This is a genomic window from Corynebacterium lipophilum, assembly GCF_024102595.1.
Taxonomy (GTDB): domain Bacteria; phylum Actinomycetota; class Actinomycetes; order Mycobacteriales; family Mycobacteriaceae; genus Corynebacterium; species Corynebacterium pseudogenitalium.
Genome location: NZ_JAEUWV010000001.1, coordinates 208206 through 232231 on the forward strand (window position 1 = coordinate 208206; position 24026 = coordinate 232231).

General features: G+C 54.3%; 21 protein-coding genes. 9 read left to right on the plus strand and 12 right to left on the minus strand.

Translation table 11 applies throughout. The annotated features are described in order from the left end of the window. Positions 1 to 2: 2 nt before the first annotated feature. The gene (gene hrpA, locus JMN37_RS00985; RefSeq protein ID WP_252930836.1) at positions 3 to 3908 is read right to left on the minus strand and encodes an ATP-dependent RNA helicase HrpA; all 3906 of its coding nucleotides are present in this window, start codon (positions 3906 to 3908) and stop codon (positions 3 to 5) included. A gap of 15 nt (positions 3909 to 3923) precedes the next feature. After that, positions 3924 to 4880: a hydrogen peroxide-inducible genes activator gene (locus JMN37_RS00990; protein ID WP_070479000.1), complete on the minus strand. Its 957-nt coding sequence runs from the start codon at positions 4878 to 4880 to the stop codon at positions 3924 to 3926. A 136-nt stretch (positions 4881 to 5016) separates the two neighbouring features. On the opposite strand from JMN37_RS00990, the gene JMN37_RS00995 reads away from it, so the two are divergent. Both JMN37_RS00995 and ahpD read left to right on the plus strand, forming a co-directional pair. Further along, the gene (locus JMN37_RS00995; RefSeq protein ID WP_252930837.1) at positions 5017 to 5613 is read left to right on the plus strand and encodes a peroxiredoxin; all 597 of its coding nucleotides are present in this window, start codon (positions 5017 to 5019) and stop codon (positions 5611 to 5613) included. Positions 5614 to 5697: 84 nt separating this feature from the next. Next, entirely contained in the window at positions 5698 to 6222 is a 525-nt protein-coding gene (gene ahpD, locus JMN37_RS01000; RefSeq protein WP_070362344.1) for an alkylhydroperoxidase, AhpD family, read from the plus strand. A 35-nt stretch (positions 6223 to 6257) separates the two neighbouring features. On the opposite strand, the gene JMN37_RS01005 is transcribed toward ahpD, so the two are convergent. After that, positions 6258 to 8801, minus strand: coding sequence for a DEAD/DEAH box helicase (locus JMN37_RS01005; protein ID WP_252930838.1), 2544 nt, complete (start codon positions 8799 to 8801; stop codon positions 6258 to 6260). Between the two features lie 36 nt (positions 8802 to 8837). Further along, the gene (locus tag JMN37_RS01010) at positions 8838 to 9878 is read right to left on the minus strand and encodes a PAC2 family protein (protein WP_083290923.1); all 1041 of its coding nucleotides are present in this window, start codon (positions 9876 to 9878) and stop codon (positions 8838 to 8840) included. A 136-nt stretch (positions 9879 to 10014) separates the two neighbouring features. Here JMN37_RS01010 and JMN37_RS01015 point away from each other — a divergent pair, with 136 nt between their 5' ends. Next, the gene (locus tag JMN37_RS01015) at positions 10015 to 11172 is read left to right on the plus strand and encodes a DUF4192 domain-containing protein (protein WP_252930839.1); all 1158 of its coding nucleotides are present in this window, start codon (positions 10015 to 10017) and stop codon (positions 11170 to 11172) included. Between the two features lie 13 nt (positions 11173 to 11185). Here JMN37_RS01015 and JMN37_RS01020 read toward each other — a convergent pair whose 3' ends face one another. From JMN37_RS01020 to JMN37_RS01040, 5 genes are all read right to left on the minus strand, one after another. After that, entirely contained in the window at positions 11186 to 11872 is a 687-nt protein-coding gene (locus tag JMN37_RS01020) for a metal-dependent transcriptional regulator (protein ID WP_071572563.1), read from the minus strand. A gap of 139 nt (positions 11873 to 12011) precedes the next feature. Further along, on the minus strand, positions 12012 to 13007 hold the full coding sequence (locus tag JMN37_RS01025; RefSeq protein WP_070478945.1) for a sigma-70 family RNA polymerase sigma factor: 996 nt from the start codon (positions 13005 to 13007) through the stop codon (positions 12012 to 12014). A gap of 92 nt (positions 13008 to 13099) precedes the next feature. Beyond that, positions 13100 to 13534 carry a D-aminoacyl-tRNA deacylase gene (gene dtd, locus JMN37_RS01030; protein ID WP_071572564.1) on the minus strand — a complete coding sequence of 145 codons (435 nt, stop codon included), beginning with the start codon at positions 13532 to 13534 and terminating at the stop codon, positions 13100 to 13102. Positions 13535 to 13536: 2 nt separating this feature from the next. After that, on the minus strand, positions 13537 to 15090 hold the full coding sequence (locus JMN37_RS01035; protein ID WP_252930840.1) for a DUF7782 domain-containing protein: 1554 nt from the start codon (positions 15088 to 15090) through the stop codon (positions 13537 to 13539). A 4-nt stretch (positions 15091 to 15094) separates the two neighbouring features. Next, positions 15095 to 15571, minus strand: coding sequence for a DUF3099 domain-containing protein (locus JMN37_RS01040; RefSeq protein ID WP_071572566.1), 477 nt, complete (start codon positions 15569 to 15571; stop codon positions 15095 to 15097). A 51-nt stretch (positions 15572 to 15622) separates the two neighbouring features. On the opposite strand from JMN37_RS01040, the gene JMN37_RS01045 reads away from it, so the two are divergent. Together JMN37_RS01045 and JMN37_RS01050 are read left to right on the plus strand one after the other, a co-directional pair. Continuing rightward, a complete protein-coding gene (locus tag JMN37_RS01045) occupies positions 15623 to 15877 on the plus strand; it encodes a DUF3039 domain-containing protein (RefSeq protein ID WP_070363499.1) in 255 nt (84 codons plus the stop codon). A gap of 65 nt (positions 15878 to 15942) precedes the next feature. Further along, positions 15943 to 17655: a DEAD/DEAH box helicase gene (locus tag JMN37_RS01050; RefSeq protein WP_070363498.1), complete on the plus strand. Its 1713-nt coding sequence runs from the start codon at positions 15943 to 15945 to the stop codon at positions 17653 to 17655. Positions 17656 to 17717: 62 nt separating this feature from the next. Here JMN37_RS01050 and JMN37_RS01055 read toward each other — a convergent pair whose 3' ends face one another. Together JMN37_RS01055 and ppgK are read right to left on the minus strand one after the other, a co-directional pair. Beyond that, the gene (locus JMN37_RS01055) at positions 17718 to 19145 is read right to left on the minus strand and encodes an RNA polymerase sigma factor (protein ID WP_252930841.1); all 1428 of its coding nucleotides are present in this window, start codon (positions 19143 to 19145) and stop codon (positions 17718 to 17720) included. A 210-nt stretch (positions 19146 to 19355) separates the two neighbouring features. Beyond that, entirely contained in the window at positions 19356 to 20138 is a 783-nt protein-coding gene (ppgK, locus tag JMN37_RS01060) for a polyphosphate--glucose phosphotransferase (protein ID WP_070363500.1), read from the minus strand. Positions 20139 to 20430: 292 nt separating this feature from the next. Here ppgK and JMN37_RS01065 point away from each other — a divergent pair, with 292 nt between their 5' ends. Continuing rightward, positions 20431 to 20724, plus strand: coding sequence for a DUF4193 domain-containing protein (locus JMN37_RS01065; protein WP_070363501.1), 294 nt, complete (start codon positions 20431 to 20433; stop codon positions 20722 to 20724). 26 nt (positions 20725 to 20750) lie between these two features. Here JMN37_RS01065 and JMN37_RS01070 read toward each other — a convergent pair whose 3' ends face one another. Continuing rightward, on the minus strand, positions 20751 to 21257 hold the full coding sequence (locus tag JMN37_RS01070; RefSeq protein WP_071572569.1) for a DUF3093 domain-containing protein: 507 nt from the start codon (positions 21255 to 21257) through the stop codon (positions 20751 to 20753). A gap of 85 nt (positions 21258 to 21342) precedes the next feature. Here JMN37_RS01070 and dut point away from each other — a divergent pair, with 85 nt between their 5' ends. The 3 genes from dut to JMN37_RS01085 all read left to right on the plus strand — a co-directional run bounded on the left by dut (position 21343) and on the right by JMN37_RS01085 (position 24014). Further along, positions 21343 to 21813 (plus strand): dUTP diphosphatase, encoded by a 471-nt coding sequence (gene dut, locus JMN37_RS01075; protein WP_070362355.1) that lies wholly within the window; start codon positions 21343 to 21345, stop codon positions 21811 to 21813. A gap of 84 nt (positions 21814 to 21897) precedes the next feature. Continuing rightward, positions 21898 to 22761 carry a DUF3710 domain-containing protein gene (locus JMN37_RS01080; protein WP_071572570.1) on the plus strand — a complete coding sequence of 288 codons (864 nt, stop codon included), beginning with the start codon at positions 21898 to 21900 and terminating at the stop codon, positions 22759 to 22761. After that, a complete protein-coding gene (locus tag JMN37_RS01085) occupies positions 22761 to 24014 on the plus strand; it encodes a class I SAM-dependent RNA methyltransferase (protein WP_071572571.1) in 1254 nt (417 codons plus the stop codon). Before JMN37_RS01080 ends, JMN37_RS01085 begins: the two co-directional genes overlap by 1 nt. Positions 24015 to 24026 lie beyond the last annotated feature (12 nt).

Genomic DNA, 24026 nt, shown 5'->3' on the forward strand with positions numbered 1-24026 from the left:
CACTAGCGAAGTTTATCGACCATTTTTTCAATACGACGCACGCTCACAGGCTTTTGGGTGCCAAGGTGTTGTGCAAACAAACTCACTCGCAGCTCCTGAATTCGCCACATCACGTCCTTGTATGCGCGTGTCTTCCTGCGTTGGGCAGGGAGCTGTTCCAATCGTCGCTCTAGGTAAGCCTTAGCATTTGCTACTTCAGCCTGCCGCTCTTCGTCACGTTCCGGTTCCGCTTCTAGATGCTCAAGCCGTATCTGGATTGCCTCTATGTAACGGGGGAGGTGCTGTAGGTGTTGCATGCCATGAACCGTGATAGCGTTCGCGGGCAGCATGAATGCTAGTTGCTCCCGAATATCGTCAATCGCAGGACCAGACCAATTCTTGAGCTCTTGCATCAAATCTGAGTATGCAGCGAGACCTGGCGCGATCGATACAATTGATCGTCGGACAGCTCCCGGAATAGTCGGTTTAATTTTCGCACATAGTGCGTCGAAATCAGCAGGTGACCTCACAGGGCCGCCGGCTTGAATCATCGCGTCGCGGATTGCTGCAACGCGAGCGTCTTCGACAAGGCCGGAAGCCCCGCCATGTGGATACCTATCAACAGCGACACGTTGCTGTAGTGGCAGTCCCTTCGTCATCTGAGTATCGGAAACCTCGATTGCCCGCAGCAGCAACGTGAGCGTTGCCGTCATCATTGATGCATCAGCACTCGCCCGGGTTGGATGCACAGCAACGCGAACGCCTTTGGGAGTCACCTCGAGCGCAGGATAGGCCTCGACTTTGTTGCCATCAATGGTTGTGGTCGTACTTTCGGGAATATCGCCGAGTGTGTCTTCGGTCCATACAGGAACTTCGGCAGTTTCAGAGTGGCGGCTTGCTTTCGCGACTGAAGAACGAATCTGTGTGGCCCGACGCTTCTTCAAAGCAAGGAGACTCTTGTCTGAGTCGACAATCTTCCCACGTTTATCAATGACTGCAAACGTTATGAGCAAGTGCGGTGGCAGCAGGTGCGTGCGGAAATCATGCCCGCTAATGCCGCTGGCACCCAATTCAGTGAGGGCCTGAGCCAGTGCTTCGGTAACCGACGTGCGTGGATCGAACGTCATACGCTCAAGTGCACGGTCAGCGAAGTCTGGAGCGGGGACGACGCCCTTGCGTAGTGGTTTCGGCAGTGAACGAATGAGTTCAGTCAGCAACTCTTTACGTAGCCCAGGTACAAGCCAGTCAAATCCGACTGATTCAACGCTGGCCAGTAGAGGCAGGGGAATTGCGATGGTAACGCCGTCGTAGGCGGTTCCAGGCTCGAATTTGTACGACACATCGAACCGCATCGACCCTTGTGACCATGACATTGGAAAGTCTTCTGCAGAGATAGTCTGGGCAGAATCGTCAACGAGTTTACTTGGATCAAAGTGAAGATATCCGGGATCGAGCTGCCGTTGCTTCTTCCACCAACTGTCAAAATTGTTCGCTGTTGTGACTGAATCCGGCAGTTTCACGTCGTAGAAATCGAATAGAGTGTCTTCGTCAACGACGATGCCCCTACGCCGTAGCTTTTCTTCAACTTCTGCGGCTTCGCTTAGCAACAAGCTGTTGTGTTCGAGAAACTCATGAGTCCTCGTCCAATCGCCGTCAATGAGTGCGTGACGAATAAACATCTCGCGCGCAGCCGTAGGATCAACGCGGTGGTAGGGGATAAGTCGGTCTCGCACGATAGGGATGCCGTACAATAACGATTTTTGATGAACCATTGCGCATGCGCGTTTCCGTGACCAGAACGGTTCTGAATAGACATGTTTCAGGAGTGATCCTGCCGCGTGCTCGATCCATGAGGATTCTACTTTTGCCACGTCTCTGGCCCAAAGCCGCGAGGTTTCTACAAGCTCGCTTGCCATCAAAAACTCTGGTGGGGTCTTGGCCAGCGATGACCCTGGGAAAATCAGGAAACGGGTACCACGAGCACCTTGGTATTCCTTGCTGTTTCCGTCGCGAGCACCGATATTCGAAAGTAAGCCAGTGAGCAACGCTCGATGAATCGAGTCAGCGTCACGTTTCGTTGTCATTGCTTTGTCGACGTCCCAGCCCAGTCGACGTTCGACGTCGCGGAGCTGACGAACGAGGTCGTGCCATTCACGAATTCGCATATAGTGCAAATACTCACGCTTCATGCGCTTTCTGAACTGATTGCCTGAAAGCTCTTCACGGAGACCTCCGACGTAATCCCAGAGCTTGAGCGCTGAAAGAAAGTCGGATGTCTTGTCTTTGAAGCGTGCATGGGCTTGGTCTGCTTGTGCCTGAAATTCCAGGGGGCGTTCGCGCACGTCTTGAATCGACATATGGGCGACAACTGCGGTGACATCCTCCAACACCCGGTAGCGTTCGGCCTCGACGAGCATGCGAGCCATCTTGGGGTCGACTGGGATTTTCGCAAGCGTATGGCCAATTTTCGTGAGTTTTGGAAGTTCACCCTTTGGTATTGCTTTGATTGCACCGAGCTCGTACAAGAGCGTAAGGCCATCGCGAATAGCTTTGTCGTCTGGGGATTCCACGAATGGAAAGTGCCGCATGTCGCCGAGATTGAGAGAAATCATTTGCAGGATCACACTTGCCAAGTTGGTCCGCAATATTTCAGGGTCAGTAAATTCCGGGCGTGAATTAAAGTTCTCTTCCGAGTACAAGCGGATAGCGATACCGTCAGCAACACGTCCACAACGGCCCGAGCGCTGGTTTGCTGAGGCTTGGCATATCTCCTCAATTGGAAGACGCTGTACTTTAGTCCGCGTTGAATACCGTGAAATGCGAGCGAGGCCAGTGTCCACAACGTAGTGAATTCCCGGCACTGTGAGCGAAGTTTCGGCGATGTTCGTAGAGAGGACGATCCTACGCCCGCTATGTGGGGAGAAGACGCGGTGCTGTTCTGCGTTCGAAAGGCGTCCGAAAAGTGGCGCGACTTCAACATTCTTCCAATGCTGCTTTTCAATTGCTTCCATGCAGTCACGGATGTCACGTTCTGAGGCGAAAAAGCAGAGGATGTCACCGTCGCCTTCTGCCATCAACTCCTTGATGGCGTTGATAACACCGTCAATCATGTCAATATCAATTTCACGATCGCCGGCATTTTCGACGAGCGGACGGTAGCGCACCTCAACCGGGTAGGTACGACCTGAAACCTCAATAATCGGGGCGGGGTTGCCTTCTTCGTCACAGAAGTGCTGCGCGAAGCGTTCGACGTCAATGGTGGCGGACGTGATGATGACCTTCAGGTCGGGGCGTTTAGGGAGAAGCTCCTTGACGTATCCAAGCAAAAAGTCGATGTTCAGGGAACGCTCGTGCGCCTCATCGATAATGATGGTGTCATACGCGTTGAGGAACCGATCACGCTGAATCTCCGTAAGGAGAATTCCGTCTGTCATGAGCTTCACTGAGGTAGTGGTGCTGACCTTGTCGTCGAAGCGAATAGCGTAGCCGACCGATTCTCCAATGCTCTGACCTAATTCGTCCGCTATGCGTTCAGCGACAGTTCTAGCAGCGAGACGGCGCGGCTGAGTATGCGCGATACGCCCTCGTCGACCGCGGCCGAGCTCGAGCAGCATCTTAGGAATCTGGGTGGTCTTGCCGGATCCAGTTTCACCAGCAATAACAGTCACTTGGTGGTTCGCGACAGCTTCTAAGATGTCATTCTTGCGCTGAGAAACCGGGAGTGCATCTGGGTACTCGATGTTCGGAATGAGTTCATCCCGCGCCCGAACGACGTGCAAGCTTCGGGCAATTGCCTCTTCAACTTTGTTAAGTTCCTTGCCGTTCTTGGCCTGTCGAATGCGACGGCGAAGACGTCGGACGTCGCGTAGTTCCACGTTGTCTAGTTGGCGGAAGAGTTCTTTCTTAGGTGTTTGTTCCTGGTCCTTCATAACTAGCGTCCCAGTTTAGCGGGACAGAATCGCATCACTGGTTTTCGCTACCTCTTTGTACGCCTTTCTACACAACGCTCCAAGTTCCTCAAACTCATGGATGCGGGAAGAAGAAGAGCGGTAGGCCAGTCCAATTGTACGCTTCGCGTCGACACTCTTCTGGAAGGTAGAAAGCCCCAAACCAGGACGTGTGCACTCAGCTGCAATAGCTGACTTGGGAACGAGGGTTGATCCAAGGCCAGCCACAACCAGCTGCATGATGGTAGTCAGTGACGCAGCCCGTGTATCTGATTGGCTTGAATTTGAGGGTGTAGTTTGAACGTTCTTGCAAAGGTCAACTATTTGGTCGCGCAGGCAGTGGCCGTCGTCGAGAAGAAGCAAATCGAGTTCTTCCAGGACATCGAGAGTAAGGTTTTGGAGCCCAGACAACTTGTGTTTCTCATTTGTTACGACGATGAAGTCTTCGTCATAGAGTTCCAATTCACTGACTCCAGGCGCGTGTGTAGGCAGGGCTAGCAGCGCCACATCGACGTTTCCGTCGCGCAATTTAGCGAGTAGGTGCTTGGTGGGCTCTTCGATGATTCGAGGAGTTAAATCGGGGAACTCGCTCTGAATCAGTTGTAAAAGGGTGGGCAGGATATACGGTGCGATGGTGGGGATGATGCCGATATTGAGAGGCCCGGAAAGGACCCCATGTGCACCGCGGGCATGTGCAACAAAAGCATCGGCTGCTTCAAGCGTTGCTTTCGCATAGGGGAGGAGCGCCTCCCCAGTTGGAGTGACGATGACCTTTCGGGTGGATCGCTCGATAAGTTGAATCCCTAAACCGGTCTCTAGCGCGACCAATGCCTGGGATAATGACGGTTGAGAAATGTTGAGCTTGCTCGCAGCAGTGCCGAAGTGCCTATTCTCGGCGATGGTCACAAACGTACGAAGTTGGGCCAAGGTTGGTTTATATTCTTTATTGTTCATTCTTATAACCATACGGCATTGCAATAGGTTTTGCTGTTGAAATTGCGCGGCGTTTCTGGCACAATGTTTGACAGAGTGCGAGCGATTGCATTCCAAGACCGTATATATACGACATCTCACATTCGGAGGTTAAGCTATGGCAATTCTGACTGTAGGCGAGCGTTTCCCTGAGTTCGATCTGGTAGCGCTGAAGGGTGGCGACCTTCATGAGGTCGACGCAACAAGCCCAGAGGACTACTTCGAGAATGTATCCCTGGAAAAGTACGAGGGTAAGTGGAAGGTCGTTTTCTTCTACCCGAAGGACTTTACGTTCGTCTGCCCAACCGAGATCGCAGCGTTCGGCAAGCTGAACGAAGAGTTCGAAGATCGCGATACGCAGGTCCTTGGTGGCTCCACTGACAATGAGTACTCCCACTTCAACTGGCGTGCAACGCACCCAGATCTGAAGGCCGTTCCGTTCCCAATGTTTGCTGATGTCCGCCACGACTTGATCCGTGCATTGGGCGTTGAAAATGAGGCAGGCGTCGCTGATCGTGCAACGTTCATCATCGACCCAGACGGCGTCATCCAGTTCGTGTCTGTCACCCCGGATGCTGTTGGCCGTAACGTCGAAGAGGTCCTTCGCGTTTTGGATGCTCTCCAGTCCGAAGAGGTCTGCGCCTGCGACTGGCAGAAGAACGACCCAACGAAGAACATCGACAAGTTGGCTGTCGTTCAGGAATCCCTGAAGTAAATGAACTCCGAGTCCCCGTCACTAGTTCAATACTCAGTGACGGGGATTTATTAATAAACAATAGAGAGGAAAGAGAAAAGAGATATGTCGATCGATAACCTGCGCAGCGCTTTGCCTGAATATGCAAAAGACCAGAAGCTGAACCTTGGCTCCTTGACACGCTCTACAGAGCTGAACGAGCAGCAGCTGTGGGGCACTCTCGTTGCTTCCGCTGCAGCGACAAAGAACCCCACCGTGATCTCTGAGATTACGGACGAGGCCAAGGAGCACCTGTCTGAAGAGGCTCTCGATGCCGCTTTCGGCGCAGCAACTGTTATGGCAATGAACAACGTTGCCTACCGCGCAAAGGGCTGGCTCGGCGATGACTTTGCACAGGTAAAGTTTGGCCTTCGCATGAACATCATCTCGAAGCCTGGCGTCGAGAAGGCAGACTTTGAGCTGTGGTCGCTCGCAGTATCTGCTGTCAATGGCTGCGAGCATTGCGCTGTTGCACACTCCAATGTCGTGCGCGAAGAGGGCCTGACCAAGGAGCAGGTCTGGGAGGCAGTAAAGATTGCTGCTGTTATCCAGGCCATTGCACAGACCGTAGTGGTAGAAGACGCACGCTAACTGTTACGTCTTCTGCGCTATAGTCGGCTGAGGGACTACATCTGGACAACGTCCAAGTCCCTCAGCCGAACTTCTCCCGCCTCATCAGAGGCATCGAGATCGACGACGCCGTGGAATTGGAAGCTGCGGTCCCCATCTGGATCTTTCACGATCTGTACGACTTCCCAGAGCCGCGAGCTTTCATCCTTAACTCGGAAATACTCTGGCCCGCGAGCATCTGCGTCTATCATGACATCGTCGTACTCGTCGAAGTAATCGTCGAGAAGCGAGGGCCAGTCGGGCCGAACATCGGGGTCGAGATATTCAAGCATCGACTCCAGGGCTTCTTCCTTTTCGAACGCAAACAGTTCGACAAGCCTAAAGAAGTAGTTGCGAACCATGATTTTGAACGCCCTGCGGTTCGCTGTGAGCGCCGTAGGATCCTCAACACCGAATGCAAGCTCGCGGTCGAGAACGTCCTGGGAGATTGGGGCGTCGTCATCAGCTAGCGTCGCCCATTCGTCAATGAGCGACGAGTCCACCTGACGGATCAGTTCGCCTAGCCATACGATGATATCTTCGAGCTCTTCAGTCATGTATGCCTCGGGCACAGAGTGGGAGAGGGTGCGCCACGCATCGGTGAGGTAGCGGAGCACCACACCCTCAGAGCGGGATAGCCCGTAGGTTGCGATGAGATCCGAAAACGTCATCGCATGCTCGATCATGTCGCGTACCACCGACTTTGGCGAAAGCTGCCACTCTTTCGCCCACGGGTTACTGGAGCAGTAGGTTTCAAATGCATCTTCCAGTTCCTCCGCGAGCGGCTGAGGGTACGTCAAATCTTCGATGAGCGCCATGCGCTCCGTGTAGTCGACGCCCTCTGCCTTGAGAGCAGCGATCTCCTCGCCGCGAGCTGCCGACTGCTGAGCTTGCAGCACCTGACGGGGGTCATCCAAGATCGCCTCAAACGCTGAGATTACATCCAACGAATACGTTGAAGACTCGGGGTCAAGCACCGTGAGAAAAGCAAGCGCGAACGGGGAAAGCGGTTGGTTGAGCGCAAAGTCCCTGTCCAGTTCTCGCGTGAGAGTATAGGGGCGATACGCTGGGGAATCAGGAGTGCGCTCTACAATGTCAGCCTGGATGAGCCCGCGAAACAGATCGACTGCCGTAAGAATGTCACGGTTCTGCTTAGCGCGTGTGTCATGGTTGCTCCGAATCAAGTGCTTCATGTGCCCGTAGCCGTCACCCGGGCGAGCAATAACATTGAGCAACATGGAATTCGAAACTTGGAACTGGCTAGTGAGTTCCTCCGGTTCCGCCGTAGTGAGGCGCTGGAAAGTTTTTTCGGACCAGGTAACTTCGCCATCACGAGCTGACTTCTTGTTGAGCTTCTTAAGCCGCTTCGGATCGTCGCCGGCGCGACGCCGAAGCTTTGCATTCTCAATCTCGTGTTCTGGCGCTTCGACGACGACCGTGCCCTCGGTGTCGTACCCAGCTCGCCCCGCGCGGCCGGCGATTTGGTGAAACTCCCTCGATTTAAGGATGCGTTGTTTCGTCCCGTCATACTTTGCCAGGCCGGTAATCAGCACAGTACGAATTGGCACATTGATACCGACGCCGAGAGTGTCCGTTCCGCAGATCACCTTTAAAAGCCCTGTTTGAGATAGTTTTTCGACGAGCCGTCGATACTTCGGCAGCATTCCGGCATGGTGAATACCAATGCCCTTTCGAAGTAACCTCGACAACGTCTTACCGAAGGTAGTCGTGAACCTAAAATTCCCGATCTCCTCTGCGATACGTTGCTTCTCCTCTGCGTTGATGATTTTCATACTGGTCAGAGCCTGCGCTCGCTCTGCTGCCTCGCGTTGTGAGAAGTGCACAACGTAGATCGGCGCTTTGTTATCCGCCAGTAGTTCTTCAATCGTCTCGTGGACGGGGGAGAACACGTAACTGAAATCGAGTGGCACGGGACGCTCCGACCCACCAACATACGTGGTTGGGCGGCCAGTGCGCTCGGTGAGATCCTTTTCTATCCAGGCAGTTTCTCCAAGCGTGGCAGACATCAAAAGGAACTGGGCCTGGGGGAGTTCCAATAGCGGCACCTGCCATGCCCATCCGCGGTCCGGCTCCGAATAGTAGTGAAACTCATCCATGATGACCTGCTGAATCTTCGCGTGCTCACCTTCTCGCAGCGCAATATTCGCGACGATTTCAGCGGTGGCTGCGATAATAGGGGCGCCGCTGTTCACTGTGGCATCACCGGTCATCATCCCTACGTTTTCTGCTCCGAAGATCTCACACAGTGCAAAGAACTTTTCGCTCACAAGCGCCTTAATTGGGGCAGTATAAAACGAGCGCTGCCCTCGAGCCATGGCAATGAAGTGCGCAGCGTTTGCCACCATCGACTTTCCCGAACCGGTTGGCGTCGCCAGGATCACATTATCCCCAGCAAGCAACGCAAGCGAAGCTTCTTCCTGAGCTTCATAAAGCGAGATTCCACGACTCTGCGTCCACGCAGTGAAAGAGTCCCAGACGGCCTCTTCAAAAAGGCCTGCTGGAACGTCGTCAAGGTCTGCCAAATACGTAGAAAGAGTCACGCCAACTACCGTAGCCGAGTTCGTCGCGAAAAGCCGCTACTCGTCTTCCTCATCGGTTGGCTGAGCTGGGTCAATATAGTAAAAATCCTGCAAAGCCTGACTGAGATCATCGCCAAACGGCAGTCCCCGTTGTCCGTCGACAAGCGGACGACTCTGCTGGTCCTCGATCGCCGTGAGATAGTTCTCGAAGGCTTCGCTGATCTCATCACCGGAAGGAACCTGTGCCTCACCGGGCATCTTTGCGTTGGGATTGTTCCTGCGGTACTCCTCAACTTCACGGTCGTAATGCTGTTCGAGAGCCGAGACGACCTGCGCGATCTCCTTTGACGCAGCCGTTTGCTCTGCTAATTGACGCTGAACACTTGTTATCTCTTGCTCGAGCGCGCGGAGTGGCAACTGAAGATTTGCTGTATCCTCGAGCGCCTGCATGAGCTGGAACGCCGCCATCGGGTAAGGAGAGTTTGCAATGTAATGAGGTACATGCGCAGTAAAACCAGCGACCTTTTCGCCTCGCTTATCTAGCTCTCGCTCGATCATGATGGAGGCAGCCCCGGGCACAGTAATAATTCCGTCGAAGAGATACTTGTCTTTCACCAAGCTCTCATCATTTCCGTGTGTGGAAACCACTACTGGGCGGGTATGGGGAGCGGCAACAGGGGCAGCGTAGAGGCACAGCGTTTGCTGAACTCCAAACTGCACTGCAAGGTCAGCCACAGACTTGCTAAAAGCCTCCCAACGCAGATCAGGCTCCGGCCCGCTCAGCAGCAGAAACGGCATATCCTTTGTGTCGCGGACAACACGCAGCTCAATGCCGATCTCTTCGACGTCGGCCACCGTGTGATTCGCCAGGGTTACAGCAGGCCTGCGAGAGCGGTAGTCAATAAGTTCATCGTTATTGAAGGTAGCTAAAGTGCGGGTTTCCAACGCCGCGTTGAGATGATTCGATACCCCTTCAACCGCATGGCCCGCATCTGCGTAACCCTGTAACGCAACGACGAGCGTTGGCCCCTCAGGAGATTCGCCAAGACTCGAGGGAGACGGGTACTCAAGTTCATACATGCGATTATTCGTTGGCATGACCGCTCCTAGGATAATTTGAAAGGATCTAACTTTGTACTTACCCACAACGTCTGGGGTGAAGAAATATTCCTGCTGAAAATAAGGAATTCTAGCAAAGCGGGAACCGATGGTGTGTTGGCTACGTCTAAACTGTATGAGAATAAATGCAGCTAATTCATCACTTTTTGGACCATCAGATATCATCGCAGCCCTGCCCGGGGTTCTAGGGTTTTATCCTCAAGAATCGGTCGTGGTGCTCGGCATCATTCCGGACAGCGAAGGAACAGGTGGGCTTCAACTTGGACCTGTAGTTCGCGTTGACCTCACGCGCCTTGAAGCATTCATAGAAAGCCTCAAGACCGACGTGACGCAATACCTACTGGGGGATGACGTCATCGCGTACCTTGCAGTCATTGTGAGCCGTATTCCGAACTCAGAGCTCGTCAAAGACGCAGTTGATCGCTTGCAGTTCCTCGAAGAAGAAACCGGTTTCAAAGTCGACCTGTGCTGGCATGTTTCCGAAATTGCGCAGGGTACCCCATATACATTGCTTTTTGGACCGCCATTGAATGCGGCCGAAGAATGCGATCGCGCGTCCTCCCTCATTGGTGGCTGTGTATCGTCAGTGATTTCCTCTCCATCGATGCGCCCATACGTTGAGCAGGGGATACTCCCAGAACTCGATAGACAAGACACGTTTAGCTATTTTGAGCCGGTCGATTCGGAGTCCGTCCAACTGGCGCAACAAATCCAGGCACAGACACGCAAAGCCGGGTTGCAGCTACTGAAAGACTTGTGGGGCGGTAGCCACGCTGGGGAGGAGGAACACCCGGCAAAACTGGCGAAAGAAGAAATTGAAAGCATTATCGAGGTTCTGCTTTGCTTGCCCGAGACTTGCCTCATCGGCCAGCGCGATGCTAATCCAATCGGCGAAATCTCGAATGAAATGAGAATCGCGCTCGAAGGCTTGACGGCTCTGCTCACCCATGCTCTACTGCGGGATACACTTATCCCCGCGATTATGCAGAACCCAAAGCGACTTGCTGCTCCACTACTATTCTTGTCGCGCCATGCTGTGGGGACAGTGCGGGCAAACGCGTTAGCGTTGTGGGCTGTAATCGCTGTGCGGTGCGAGATCGGGTCTTGGGCAGGGGTCGCACTACAGTGCGCGCTGCAAGAAATGCCGGACCACTCATTAAGCGACGTGCTCCTGCAGTTACTCGCGATCGGTCAATATGAGGGTCTCCTGCACGCAGTTGAAGAAGGCGGGGAAGCAGTCTGGATGGAGCTAGAGATGCTTGCAGGTTCCTAACAGCAGATTGTCTCTACCGAAGCTCAATGCGCACGGCATGCGCGAGGTCATCAGGAATGACGAAATCTTGTTGCTCAGGAAGTGATAGCTGTAGCCCGCCATCATCCGGAAGGCTCACTATGACTTTCTGGCCGACGATATCGCCTAAGCCTGCCAGCTCCGGCAAACGCTCTGCTTCAAGCTGCAGAATCTCACTGATTTGGACCACTACAGCTTCGCGACCCTCGGAGAGATCTAAGTCCGTTGCGCGAGTGCCAAGCTCAGGCTTAGCAACATTTGAACCGCCAATTTCATCCAACGCAGGGATGGGGTTGCCAAACGGAGATACCTGAGGGTGGTTGAGTACCTCGTATACGCGCTTTTCCACGGCTTCACTCATCACGTGTTCCCAGCGACATGCTTCGTCGTGCACTTGTTCAATATCCAACTTGAGGATGCCGGTGAGAAGGCACTCTGCGAGGCGGTGCTTACGCATCACCGCAGTCGCACGGGCGCGTCCCTCGTCGGTAAGGGAGAGCGAGCGATCTGTTTCAACAACAATCAGGCCGTCGCGCTCCATGCGGGCGACGGTCTGGGAAACTGTCGGGCCAGACTGCTCGAGCCGCTCTGCGATTCGTGCGCGGAGCGGCACAATGCCTTCCTCCTCAAGTTCGTAAACTGTACGTAAATACATTTCTGTTGTGTCTACGAGATCACGCACGTGGAACTCCCTTGCCTAAAAGTCGCTCTGAAGCGTTGAGGCTGCATCAACATTCAACGCAGTCCAAGAATCGACGCCTATTAACGATTGCTATGGTAACCCAAAAAACTATTAGTTGCGGAACGCTTCGTCGCGGTTGTTACATTGCGTAATCCCTAAGGCGCTCTGCCCGGTCACCTACGCGAAGCTTCGCCATGACCTCTCGTTCGATTTGGCGAACGCGCTCACGAGACAAGCCGAATTTACGCCCAATCTGGTCCAATGTGCGGGGAACACCGTCGGTCAGCCCATAGCGCATACGGATGACGTCCTGCTCGCGCTGCTCCAAACCGTTGATGACATCTTGGATGTCATCGTGACGGAGCACGGATACCACCGCGTCTTCGGCGTCTGTAGCTTCTGCATCTTCAATGAAGTCCCCCAGGGGGGCCTCTTCATCCGCTCCGACCGGCATGTCAAGACTCACGGGGTCTCGGGATTGACGGAGGAGGAGCTCAATCTTGTCCTCTTCGATGCCAGACTCCTCTGCCAACTCCTCATTCGTTGGTTCGCGGCCAAACGACTGGTACATCTCGCGGCGAATTCGGGAGAGTTTATTGACCTGTTCTACAAGATGCACAGGGAGACGGATAGTACGAGACTGGTCTGCCATGCCGCGAGTAATGGCCTGGCGAATCCACCACGTCGCGTACGTTGAGAATTTAAAACCCTTGGCATAGTCAAATTTCTCCATCGCGCGGATCAGTCCGAGGTTGCCCTCTTGGATCAGATCGAGCAGTGGCATCCCGCGTCCTGTGTAGCGCTTTGCCAACGACACAACCAGACGAAGATTTGCCTCGAGGAGGTGGGCGCGAGCTTTCCGTCCTTGCTTCGCCAGAATTTTATAGTCACGTTTCTGGGCTCGGGTGAGCTTGCAGTCTGGATCATCAAGAAGCTGCTGGGCATAGAGTCCAACTTCGATCTGCTGGGCTAGTTCGACCTCTTCTTCTGCATCGAGCAGGGCAGTCTTGCCAATGCCATTGAGATACACGCGAACAAGGTCAGCCGATGGATTGTCGTTCGTTTGATTGCGACGACTACCGCGGTCAACTTTTTCTTCGTTGTCCGCTGTTAAGGTCTGACTCTTCGACGTCATTGAGCACTGCCTCCTTGGACGAGTGGAACAGGTAATCTTCTACACCCTCAACGATCTTGGACACATTTTTGTTCCCAATGATCAAAAGAGTGCTAGGCCTCGACAATCACCGTGAATGGGCCGTCGTTGATGCTCTGCACCTTCATATGGGCACCAAACTTTCCTTCAGCGACCGTGATGCCCCGGTCCCGGAGGTAGACTGCGATTTTTTCCATGATGGGTGCTGCTTCATCTGCGGGGGCTGCGTCACTCCATGATGGCCTCCGTCCTTTTGCCGTGCGACCCATCAACGTGAACTGACTCACAAGCAAAACAGGGGCTTGTGCGTCCACTACAGACTTTTCGCCCTCAAGAATTCGCAGTTCCGCGATTTTGCGAGCAACCGTTTCCCAAGCGTCGTCGCTATCCTCACGTCCTGCTCCGACAAGGGCCAGAATTCCACCTGTCGCCTCGCAGTCGATTGCTCCGACGACTTCACCGTCGACGGTGACGCTCGCGCTCGTAACTCTTGTCAATACAGCCTTCATTCCTACTCCACCTCTGCAATTTCCGACGGCAGCACGATGCCGTGGCGGATCAGATCCACAACAGCTGCAACCGTTTGGTTTTCCAATTCTTCAAGGGCCTGCTGGTCGTCGACACCTCGAGATGCTGCTAGGATGCCCACCACGTCACGCAATGGCAAACCGGCGGGATGCAATCCCGCAAGGACGGTTTTCAACGCCTCATCCAATGAATGAGAGAATCGTGGGCCATCCATTCGAGTAATGCGCAACTCTTCGCGCGTGAAACCCAGCCCCTCTTCAGTATTTGGCACAGCGATGTCTTCGATCGCGACTGTGGGCCGGACCAGGAACGAACTATCTAAGAGTTCCTGGACGGATTTTTGCCGTAGCCACGCCTGCCGCAGAAAGTATTCCTCGACCTCAGGCCCAAGCGGATCCGTGAACGGTTGCGCTAGTTCTTCCGCAGTGATCTCGGAGGGCTGGTCGCCGATGTGTTGCATGAAAATCCAACCGAAACCAATAGCGTGAACACCCGCGGCTTGGAAGTAATCGAGCCACTGTTGTGTGCGGGCTATGCCACTTTCAGTCCTGAGATCGACTGATTCATCTTTCAGCCACGTGGCGACGTAGGTCTCGGGGTCAACCACTTCTCGTTGAAGCACCCATGCGCTGACTCCTTGCGAAGGGGCCCAGCTCGCAACCCGCGACTGCCATACCTCACCATCAATATGGGCCCATGAGCCCAGCATGCACAGCATCCCACCTGCTGCGAGATATTCAGGTGCGTGCTCTGCTACGAGGCGACTTGCTTCATCCAGCGGCATGCCGGAGTCGCGGTAAACATGCCCCACCTCCGGAATGCCGACTACAAACGGCGGGTTGGCAACGATCCTTTCAAACTGCTCGCCCGCGACAGGCTCAAACCAAGATCCTTCGCGGAGCTGAACGTTAGTGATGCCATTCATCTCGAGCGTGGCCTGAGCCAACTCGATCGCTCGATGATGAATATCAGTACCGACGATCTGATCCGCAAGGCCAGATTGCGCTACTGACAGCACTCCCGAACCGGCTCCAAGGTCCAAAACCGTTCCAGTCGGTGACTGCGGGATCGCGTGTAACAGGGATTTCGACGCCGCTCCGACTCCAAGTACGTGATCTTTGCCGGGAACGATTGCAGACGTAGAGGCGTCAAGATCTGCAACTATGAAGTGATGCTGTTGAGACAACAAATGAGGCCGGATGTCGTAAGCAACCTCGTAACGTTGCTCTTTGGTCTGGCGAAAGACACCTGCGCTGATGAGTTTCTCAGCAAGTGACGAGCCAAACAACGCCTCGAGCTCGTTTTGGGAAGTCGGGCGCCGCAACAACAAAGTGGATATGGCCGATCCGATAACGTCTTCTGAATGGCAGCGACGCAGGACGGCTCCCACCTCGCCCCGGTAGAGAGCCTGGTATGCATTTGGCCCAAGGTAACTTCCAATCGAAGATGTGGTGTAGGGAAGCGCGCGCAATCGTTCACCGAGCTCCCGCGCAAGTCCAGGGTGTAATCCAAATGCCGTAGATGATAAATCTGTCATGCTGCTACTCCGATTGGGATTCGTGATCGATAACGGTCGGCGTCGTATCTGTTGAAGCCTGGTTCGAGGATAGTTGTTGCCTCGACTGCTCCTCCAACGCGGCATAGGCACGACTCAGCGCAGGCTTGTAGACATTCTTTTCACGCGGATCACGCGACTCTCCTTTCGCGTTGCCCAACATCACTGCGACCCAGGGGAGCGGTACGGAAACAATAAAGAGCAACGTCGCAATCCACCAGTTACCGAGCCACCACGCAGATGCGATCGAAAGCAAAATGAAAGGGATCCGAAGTGCCTGCAACCAAAGGTATTGAGCCTCTCGGCTCTGCAGGTTTTGCTCCGGCGTCTGCTTCGCATCCGTAATGAGTGCACGGTGTCGTTTTGAGCGGAAATGACGAAAAAGGAAATGCTTATCGTCGTGGACTTCGACTTCCGCATCAATCGAGACGTGCTCTTGTGCCTCGCCCTCTCTCTCATTCATAAATACACAGGTTAGCGCCTCGGCTTAAAAACTTTGCCAAAGTGGGGCATGATGGGAGTCGTGAATACGACGACGAAGACTCTTGAGCGCACAGACCTTCGGGAAGACACATCGTCAACAAATGATGATGGAACCCCCAAGTTTTTCCACTATGTGAAGAAGGATCAGATTTTCGATTCTGCGATTTCTGGAAAAGTCGTAGTCGCACTCTGTGGCAAGACATTTCCGGTGAAGAAGCAGGCGAAGCCTGGGTCGCCAGTATGTCCTGACTGCGAACGCATCTATAAGGGGTTGCGTCGGAAGTGACGGCTCCAGGTACGTCGGCCGGGCCTCAGCTGCGCGCATGGCAGCAAGAGGCCCTCGATTCGTTTATGCGCACCAAACCTCGAGACTTTCTCGCTGTAGCAACTCCTGGTGCGGGTAAGACGACGTTTGCACTGACACTAGCCAGCAAACTGCACGCATCGAAGGCAGTGCAGCGCATCATCGTCGTCGTACCAACAGAACACCTAAAACACCAGTGGTCCCAATCAGCAGCGAGGTTCGGCCTTTCGCTAGACCCAAACTTCACAAACTCATCTGCGGTAAACCCTGCCTATGACGGCATTGTCGTGACGTATGCGCAAATCGGTATGCACCCGTTCAAGCATCATGCGGTGGCCACTGCGAAGCGCAGTTTGGTGATTCTTGATGAGATTCACCATGCTGGTGACGCCAAAAGTTGGGGGGATGGAGTCTACGAGGCTTACAACGATGTCGAACACCGCTTAGCGTTGACAGGTACGCCGTTTCGCTCTGATGATTCCCAGATTCCGTTCGTCCGATACGTCGAAGACGGCGATGGGCACCTCGTTTCACAAGCGGACTACACCTATGGGTACTCCCACGCCTTGGCCGATGGCGTCGTCCGCCCAGTTGTATTCCTGGCATATTCCGGCGAGGCACAGTGGAAAGACTCCGCCGGGGAAGAGTATTCCGCAAGGCTTGGTGAGCCACTGAATGCCGAGCAGACCGCGCGTGCCTGGAAAACTGCCCTAGATCCGAAAGGGGACTGGATCAAGGCAGTCCTCCAGGCGGCACATACAAGGCTGAAAAAACTTCGTACGAATATGCCGGATGCCGGAGGCCTCGTCATCGCTACGAACAAGACGACAGCACGCGCCTACGCCAAGATCCTCTCCAGCATTTCGAGCACGCCCGTTACGGTCGTGCTCTCAGACGAAGCCGGGGCATCCGACCGCATCGACGAATTCTCCGCGTCCACCGACGAATGGATGGTCGCAGTCAGAATGGTCTCCGAGGGAGTCGACGTTCCTCGCCTCGCTGTCGGCGTATATGCAACATCAGCATCGACACCACTGTTTTTCGCGCAGGCAATCGGACGATTCGTGCGCTCACGCATGCCAGGCGAATCCGCCTCCGTTTTTCTCCCGTCGGTCCCGGTTCTGCTCCGCCTCGCGGAAGAAATGGAGGTGTCACGCGACCACGTTTTGGGCAAACCACACCGAGAATCAGGGTGGTCCGACGAACTACTAGCCCAAGCAAACCAAGTTCAAAACGAACCAGACGACAACCCTTCGTACGAAGCCATCGGCGCATCAGCCGAGCTAGACTCTTTAATTTTCGACGGCTCCACCTACGGCACACCCACCGTCGCAGGATCCGCAGAGGAACAAGACTTCCTAGGCCTTCCAGGGCTGCTTGACGAAGAACAGGTCAAGACTCTGCTCCGCAAACGCCAAAGCGACCAACTAGATGCCCGAGAAGCAGAAGAAAAAGCGCGAAAGGCTGCCGAGCGCCAAGCACGCGAGCGTGCTGAAGTACTAGGAGAGCACTTGGCTCCCACTCAGCCGTCCAAGCAAACCTCCGCGCCGGGTAGCAGTGAGGAGGCATCAGTGGCGGCTGATGAGATTCCCCAGTTGAGAAAGGAACTCAACGCTCGCGTTTCAATCGTCGCTGGAAAGACGGGTCGCCCGCATGGTGCGATCCATACGGAAGCGCGTAAAGCGTGTGGTGGTCCACCGACCGCGCTGTGCAATGCGGAACAGCTGCGGGCGCGTATTGCGTACTTACGAGATTGGTAATACACGAAACCGGTAGGAGAGTGGACCTCCTACCGGTTATTGCTTACTACGTAGAAACGCATTTAATCGAGGTAATCGCGCAGCACCTGTGAACGCGACGGGTGGCGAAGCTTCGACATCGTCTTGGACTCGATCTGCCGGATGCGTTCGCGTGTCACACCGTACACCTGGCCGATTTCATCTAGCGTGCGAGGCATGCCATCGGTCAAGCCGAAGCGGAGCCGCACTACGCCGGCCTCACGCTCGGAAAGTGTGTGGAGGACATCCTGAAGTTGGTCCTGAAGAAGCGTAAAGGAAACAGCATCGACTGCGACAACGGCCTCGGAGTCTTCGATGAAATCACCGAGTTGACTATCGCCTTCATCGCCGATCGTCTGATCCAACGAGATCGGCTCACGGGCGTACTGCTGGATCTCCAACACCTTCTCTTCGGTGATGTCCATCTCTTTTGCGAGTTCAAGCGGTGTAGGTTCGCGCCCAAGATCTTGTAGAAGCTCACGCTGGATACGGCCAAGCTTGTTGATGACCTCGACCATGTGCACCGGGATGCGAATGGTTCGAGCCTGGTCTGCCATGGCACGTGTAATTGCCTGGCGGATCCACCACGTTGCATAGGTGGAAAACTTGTAGCCCTTGGAATAGTCGAACTTTTCAACTGCACGGATGAGACCGAGGTTGCCCTCCTGGATGAGGTCCAAGAAGGCCATACCGCGACCGGTGTAGCGCTTTGCCAGCGAAACCACGAGTCGAAGGTTAGCTTCGAGCAGATGGTTCTTCGCCTTGCGACCGTCTCGGGCGACGGCGCGGAAGTCGCGCTTAACCGCAGGGGTAAGGCGTGCTTCCTTGTCTCCCTCCTCAGCTGCACGGGCCATCTCGTCGAGTCGGTGTTGCGCGTAGAGACCAGCTTCAATGCGCTTCGCGAGAGAAACCTCCTGCTCAGCATCGAGCAGAGCAACCTTACCTATTTGCTTCAAATACGCACGGACAGAGTCCGCAGATGCGGTGAGCTGAGCGTCCTTGCGGGCTTGGCGAAGTGCAGCAGATTCCTCGATATCCCAGACAGAAGATCCGTCGTCTTCCTCGTCTTCTTTTTCCTCGTCGTCATCACCAAGATGCTCGTCAAATTCTTCGTCATCTTCTTCAGCCGTCAGCGGGTCGAAGTCCTGCTCCTGGTCAGAATCGTCGAGCGATTCGTCCGCTTCTTCCAGCGCGGAGTCGTCGCTGGTGACCTCATCAGTTGCGGGTGAAGCAGTCTTCTTTGCGGCGGTTTTCTTTACCGTCTTCTTCGCTTTCTTAGCTACCTTTGACGCCTTTTTCGCGGTTTTGCGTGCTGTTTTCTTTGCAGTCTTCTTGGCGGTCTTTTTGGCAGCCTTTTTGGCGGTTTTCTTGGCTGCTTTCTTGGCGGTCGTTGTGCCGTCGGTTACGCCGCCGGAAGTGCTCTCTGCCGCATCGTTGACGGAGTTTTTGCCTGAAGCTTCGCTGGCTACCACGTACGCCCTTTCGCCTTTGTGAACTGATTGATGCTTTTGCGGACACCGAGACTTCTTCCAACAATGGATGGAAAGGAAGTCACTCTGGTGAAAGCAGACCAGCAAACGCCGGTCTGCCTTCCTAGCGTACGCAAACTGTGCTGATTTTTCAGAACGCCTATCTTAACAGCATTGTCAAGCTGCTTTGTGTTAGACGCCGAGTCTCGCTAGTTACGGTGCGAGGTGCTCATTGGCCGCCATCGCTGCTCCGACAATGCCTGCTCGGTTGCGAAGAGTGGCCACGACGACAGGAGTGTCGACAGTCAATAGAGGGACCCATTTGTCAGATTTCCGCGAGATGCCACCACCGACGACGAAACACTCTGGATTAAACAGTCGCGCGTATTCGTGCAGCACCTTATCAACTCGCTTCGCCCACTTCTTGAAGCTCAGGTCTTCCCTCTGCTTTACAGCTGAGGAGGCGACGTGCTCTGCTTCCTTCCTATTGACGATTAAATGGCCAATTTCTGTGTTAGGGAAGAGGTGCCCATTAACCAGGAACGCTGAACCAATACCAGTGCCAAACGTGAGGAATATGACAGAACCGTTTCGGGCTCGTTCATTGCCAAAGGCAACTTCAGCAAGCCCCGCGGCGTCGGCGTCGTTTAATACAGTGACAGAGCGCTCAGGGAGATGCTGCTCAAAGAGCTCATGCACATCGGTGTCGATCCACGACGGGTCGATGTTAGCTGCGCTCTTTGCGATCTGATGCTGAATCACCGACGGCAGCGTTACTCCCACAGGGCCGTCCCATTCGTGGAGACGGACGATCTCTGCGACTGTTGATGCAACAGCTTCAGGTGTAGCTGGCTGAGGAGTTGCGATCTTGATCCTGTCGCCGACGAATTCTCCGGTTTTGAGGTTGACGATGGCGCCCTTGATTCCAGAACCGCCGACATCGACGCCCATACCATAGTGCTCTTGGGCACCATCAATTCCACTTGTTGTAGTCATAACATTGAGCATACAAAAGGTGTGCTCATTGCGCATGTAGGAAAATATTTAGGAGCGCGGTACCTAGAACGAGCGGGTTGACGTCGCTGTACTTTAATTAGCTATAAAGCCTTTGATGTGTAGGGAACCCGTGGGTATTGGCCTGCTGACCTTGTAATATGACATATAGCTTTGTGTGCTTTATTATTCGGCTCCAAACCAATAAAAAGGCTGAGGCTCATCTATAGGAAGCGTATCTCCTCAACGGGCCTAGGCATTGCTGAACTTGACTACTCCTGGAGGCACCACCACCATGGCGACCGATTACGATGCACCGCGTAAGCGCGCAGAAGACGAGCTTGAGACTGACTCCCTCGAGGGCTTGAAGGCTGCGGAGGTTGCGGGCAGCAGCATGGATGATGACGGTGAAATCGTTGAACCGTTTGAACCGCCACTTCAAGATCTGTCCGGTGAGGAACTGAACGTTGAGGTAAAGCCTCGCCAAGATAACGAATTCACTTGTGCGTCTTGCTATTTGGTTCAGAAAAAGAATCGGCTGGCTTACGAAACCGAAGACGGCCAGAAGATTTGCCTCGACTGCGAGTAGTAGCGAGCAACGCAGTCGTGCGATCCCTAGGCGGTCCGCTGCTCAGGCAAAAACATTCCGAGGATTTTCTCCGGTTCTTTCGCAGCAATTAGCCAGTAGGGGGTTGGGTCCTGAGGATCGTCCAAGACAAGCAGAATATGTTCTTTCACCCAACCATGCGATACCAAGAAAGCAGCTGGGTCTAATTGTCGTCCGAGAGCATTTCGCTTCGCCGATGCAGGGACAACCATAGATCTGCTGACAACGGTGTTGGGTAAGTTGGCGTCGTCAACGACGAGCCAACGAGTGCCGTCGCTGTCTTGCTCGACCGCAATTGTAGTTTTCGAAAGCCATGTCAAGAACCAAAAAACTAAACTTCCGATAACGAGCACGGGGATAATAAACCACCAAAAATTGCGGTTGAGCGTAAGTTGTGCCCCGATGAGCAGCGTTAATGCTGCACCGATGATCCACCAGTACCAAGGCACCCATTGACGCTCCGTATATAAGACTTTGGAACCACTGGATGCCGGTGCGTTTTGGTTGCTATTCATACCCTCATCAACTCGTCAATTCGATGTACTCCCGAATACGTTACCCAATAACACTAGGCGAAATTATCTTAAGAATGCACACGCAATGGAATCCCGTAAGGTGTATGAAGTGACCTCTCTTGAACCAATTTCAGTAAAACGTCTTGATCCAGACATGCCGCTTCCTAAACGAGCGCATGAAGGTGACGCCGGGGCGGACCTTTACTCCTCGGAAACACGGACATTGGCTCCCGGCGAACGGGCGCTCATCGGCACCGGAATTGCTGTCGCGTTGCCCATGGGAACTGTCGGGCTCATTCATCCTCGTTCGGGACTCGCTGCCAAACACGGGATTTCTATTGTGAACACGCCAGGCACCATTGATGCCCAGTATCGAGGGGAGTTGAAGATTTGCCTTCTTAATACCGACCGTGAATGTTCGTTTACAGTTGAACGAGGAATGCGGATTGCTCAACTAGTGGTGCAAAAAGTCGAGTTGGTTGACTTCGTCGAAGTTTCCGAGCTTGACGATACCCAGCGTGGTGCCCAAGGATACGGATCAACGGGGCTCGCCTGAGGCCACATTGGGCCCGTACTAGAGTAATTCTCACCCGAAGAAACTTTTTTGAAATACACAACTTCACTCGAAAGGTGATCACCCATGGCATGGTGGCCATTTGGTAAAAAGAAGAAAGACCAGCAGAAGGAAGACGCTGCCCCAGCTCAGACGGAGGCAGAGACCAACGACGATCTAGAGGTCACAGCACCAAAGTCTCAGGACACGGGGATTGCAGCGGATACTGATCTATCCCAGACTCCATCAGCCACTGGTACTCTTGCCGATTATGATCCAATCAGTGGATCTACCGGTCCGTTCGACGGCGACAACGTCGACATTGAGGAGTTCGATTTTTCTGACTTCTCCCAGGTGAACCTCAACCTCGGATCAATGCAGATTCCGCTGCCAAAGGATTCGCAGGTGCAGGTTGAAATGGGCGAGAACGGCCCGAAGATGGTGCACATCGTTACCAGGTACGGTCGCATCACTCCGGTTGCTTTCGCTGCACCGCGTAACGGCGGCCTGTGGGCCGAATCGGCAGAAGAAATTGCCGAGGGCATGAAGAACGAGGACATGCCTGTCGAGTTTGAAGAGGGCCTCTGGGGAACCGAAATCGTCGGTACTGGCGCTAACGGCGTGATCCGCATCATAGGTGTTGAGGCGCCTCGATGGCTGTACCGTGTCACGTTGGCCGCTCCGGCGGGAATGGAAGAACAGCTTGCTGAGCTCGGGCGGGAAGTCGTAGCACGCAGCTTTGTTTACCGCGGTCCGGACCCAATTTTGGCGGGTAACTCTTTGCCAGTCGTCCTGCCTGCGCAGTTGGCTCGGCAGGTGCAGCAGGCTGTACAGGAGCGGGCTGCGCAGGAGTCGCAGCAGCAGAGCCCACAGGCTGGAAACCCGAACGCCCTGAGTGACGCGCTGAAACAGATCATCGCACAAAACAACGAAGCGAATAAGAATAATTAATGAGTGCCCAACCATCGCTGACACCAGGCGACAGCATTCAAGTCACATTCCACGCCTTTGCTCACGGCGGTGAGGCTATTGCCCTTGCCAATGACGGACGAGTTGTCTTCGTGCAAGGCGCTCTACCTGGAGAAACAGCGACCGTCAAACTGCTGAAAGTGAAAAAGCGGTGGGCTCGCGGTGAACTGCTCGAGATACAACAAACTTCACCAGATCGAGTGAAGGTAGGATGTCCTGCTGCTGCGGCAGGTGCGGGCTGCTGCGACTTTGCGCATATGAGTGAATCTCTGCAGCGGGCCGCCAAAACAGAGGTACTTGTTGGACAGCTTGAAAAAATGGCACGTCCATCTGGTGTGCTTGATGGCATTGATCTCACCGCCATTTCGGTTCAGGCTTTAGCGCCTACGACCGGATGGCGGACGCGTATCCGACTCGGCACTGATGCGCAGGGGCGTGCCGGTTTCAGGAAAGCACGTTCCAATGACGTCGTCGCCGAGCGTTGTACTCAGGCGATGCCGGAACTGTTTGACGGGATTGTTGGCGATGGGGCACGACGATTTACTCCTGGGTCTGAGATAGTCGTCGTCATCGATTCTCTCGGGAACCGGCATGTCGTTGAAACGAGCAAAGTCCAACGCGGACGGCGCGTGGAACGAATAGACCGTACGGTTGAAGGCTCCGGCAACATCGTAGAAATGGTCGGAAACGATAGGTTTGAGTTTCCGGCGACTGCGTTTTGGCAGGCGCACCGTAGTGCACCGTCGGCATATGCAGATCTGGTGCGTGAGTGGTCCCTTGCGGGGAGGCCTTATCAGAACAATTCCGGTTGGGACCTCTATGGCGGAGTAGGGCTCTTTGTTCCATCCATGTCCGCGGCACTCGGTGGTGGTCCGGTTGCAACCGTCGACTATTCGAAGTCCGCGATGGCGCATTCTCAGCCTGCACTTGCAAGCCTCGACGTCAACAAAGTCAACTCCCGGGTAGAAACAGGAATTCGATCCTTGCCCCCCGCGGGCCTGGTTGTGCTCGACCCTCCTCGAACTGGTGCTGGAGACAAAGTGATTCATGATATCGCAGCGGCGAGTCCGCAGCGAGTGATTCACATTGGGTGCGATCCGGCAGCATTTGCTAGAGATTTAGCAAGTTGGGGAGCATGCGGATATCACGTAACTGAGATAAAAGTCATCGATGCATTTCCAGGAACGCATCACTTTGAAACGCTTGCATGCCTGGAGCCTCTGCGTCCTCATTAGGAATGGGGCGTG

What these genes read in the sequence shown, in the direction of transcription:
- hrpA (WP_252930836.1), bottom strand. Translation starts at nt 3,908, where the DNA reads ATGAAGGACCAGGAACAAACACCTAAGAAAGAACTCTTCCGCCAACTA.
- JMN37_RS00990 (WP_070479000.1), bottom strand. Translation starts at nt 4,880, where the DNA reads ATGAACAATAAAGAATATAAACCAACCTTGGCCCAACTTCGTACGTTT.
- JMN37_RS00995 (WP_252930837.1), top strand. Translation starts at nt 5,017, where the DNA reads ATGGCAATTCTGACTGTAGGCGAGCGTTTCCCTGAGTTCGATCTGGTA.
- ahpD (WP_070362344.1), top strand. Translation starts at nt 5,698, where the DNA reads ATGTCGATCGATAACCTGCGCAGCGCTTTGCCTGAATATGCAAAAGAC.
- JMN37_RS01010 (WP_083290923.1), bottom strand. Translation starts at nt 9,878, where the DNA reads ATGCCAACGAATAATCGCATGTATGAACTTGAGTACCCGTCTCCCTCG.
- JMN37_RS01015 (WP_252930839.1), top strand. Translation starts at nt 10,015, where the DNA reads ATGAGAATAAATGCAGCTAATTCATCACTTTTTGGACCATCAGATATC.
- JMN37_RS01025 (WP_070478945.1), bottom strand. Translation starts at nt 13,007, where the DNA reads ATGACGTCGAAGAGTCAGACCTTAACAGCGGACAACGAAGAAAAAGTT.
- dtd (WP_071572564.1), bottom strand. Translation starts at nt 13,534, where the DNA reads ATGAAGGCTGTATTGACAAGAGTTACGAGCGCGAGCGTCACCGTCGAC.
- JMN37_RS01035 (WP_252930840.1), bottom strand. Translation starts at nt 15,090, where the DNA reads ATGACAGATTTATCATCTACGGCATTTGGATTACACCCTGGACTTGCG.
- JMN37_RS01040 (WP_071572566.1), bottom strand. Translation starts at nt 15,571, where the DNA reads ATGAATGAGAGAGAGGGCGAGGCACAAGAGCACGTCTCGATTGATGCG.
- JMN37_RS01045 (WP_070363499.1), top strand. Translation starts at nt 15,623, where the DNA reads ATGGGAGTCGTGAATACGACGACGAAGACTCTTGAGCGCACAGACCTT.
- JMN37_RS01050 (WP_070363498.1), top strand. Translation starts at nt 15,943, where the DNA reads ATGCGCACCAAACCTCGAGACTTTCTCGCTGTAGCAACTCCTGGTGCG.
- ppgK (WP_070363500.1), bottom strand. Translation starts at nt 20,138, where the DNA reads ATGACTACAACAAGTGGAATTGATGGTGCCCAAGAGCACTATGGTATG.
- JMN37_RS01065 (WP_070363501.1), top strand. Translation starts at nt 20,431, where the DNA reads ATGGCGACCGATTACGATGCACCGCGTAAGCGCGCAGAAGACGAGCTT.
- JMN37_RS01070 (WP_071572569.1), bottom strand. Translation starts at nt 21,257, where the DNA reads ATGAATAGCAACCAAAACGCACCGGCATCCAGTGGTTCCAAAGTCTTA.
- dut (WP_070362355.1), top strand. Translation starts at nt 21,343, where the DNA reads ATGGAATCCCGTAAGGTGTATGAAGTGACCTCTCTTGAACCAATTTCA.
- JMN37_RS01080 (WP_071572570.1), top strand. Translation starts at nt 21,898, where the DNA reads ATGGCATGGTGGCCATTTGGTAAAAAGAAGAAAGACCAGCAGAAGGAA.
- JMN37_RS01085 (WP_071572571.1), top strand. Translation starts at nt 22,761, where the DNA reads ATGAGTGCCCAACCATCGCTGACACCAGGCGACAGCATTCAAGTCACA.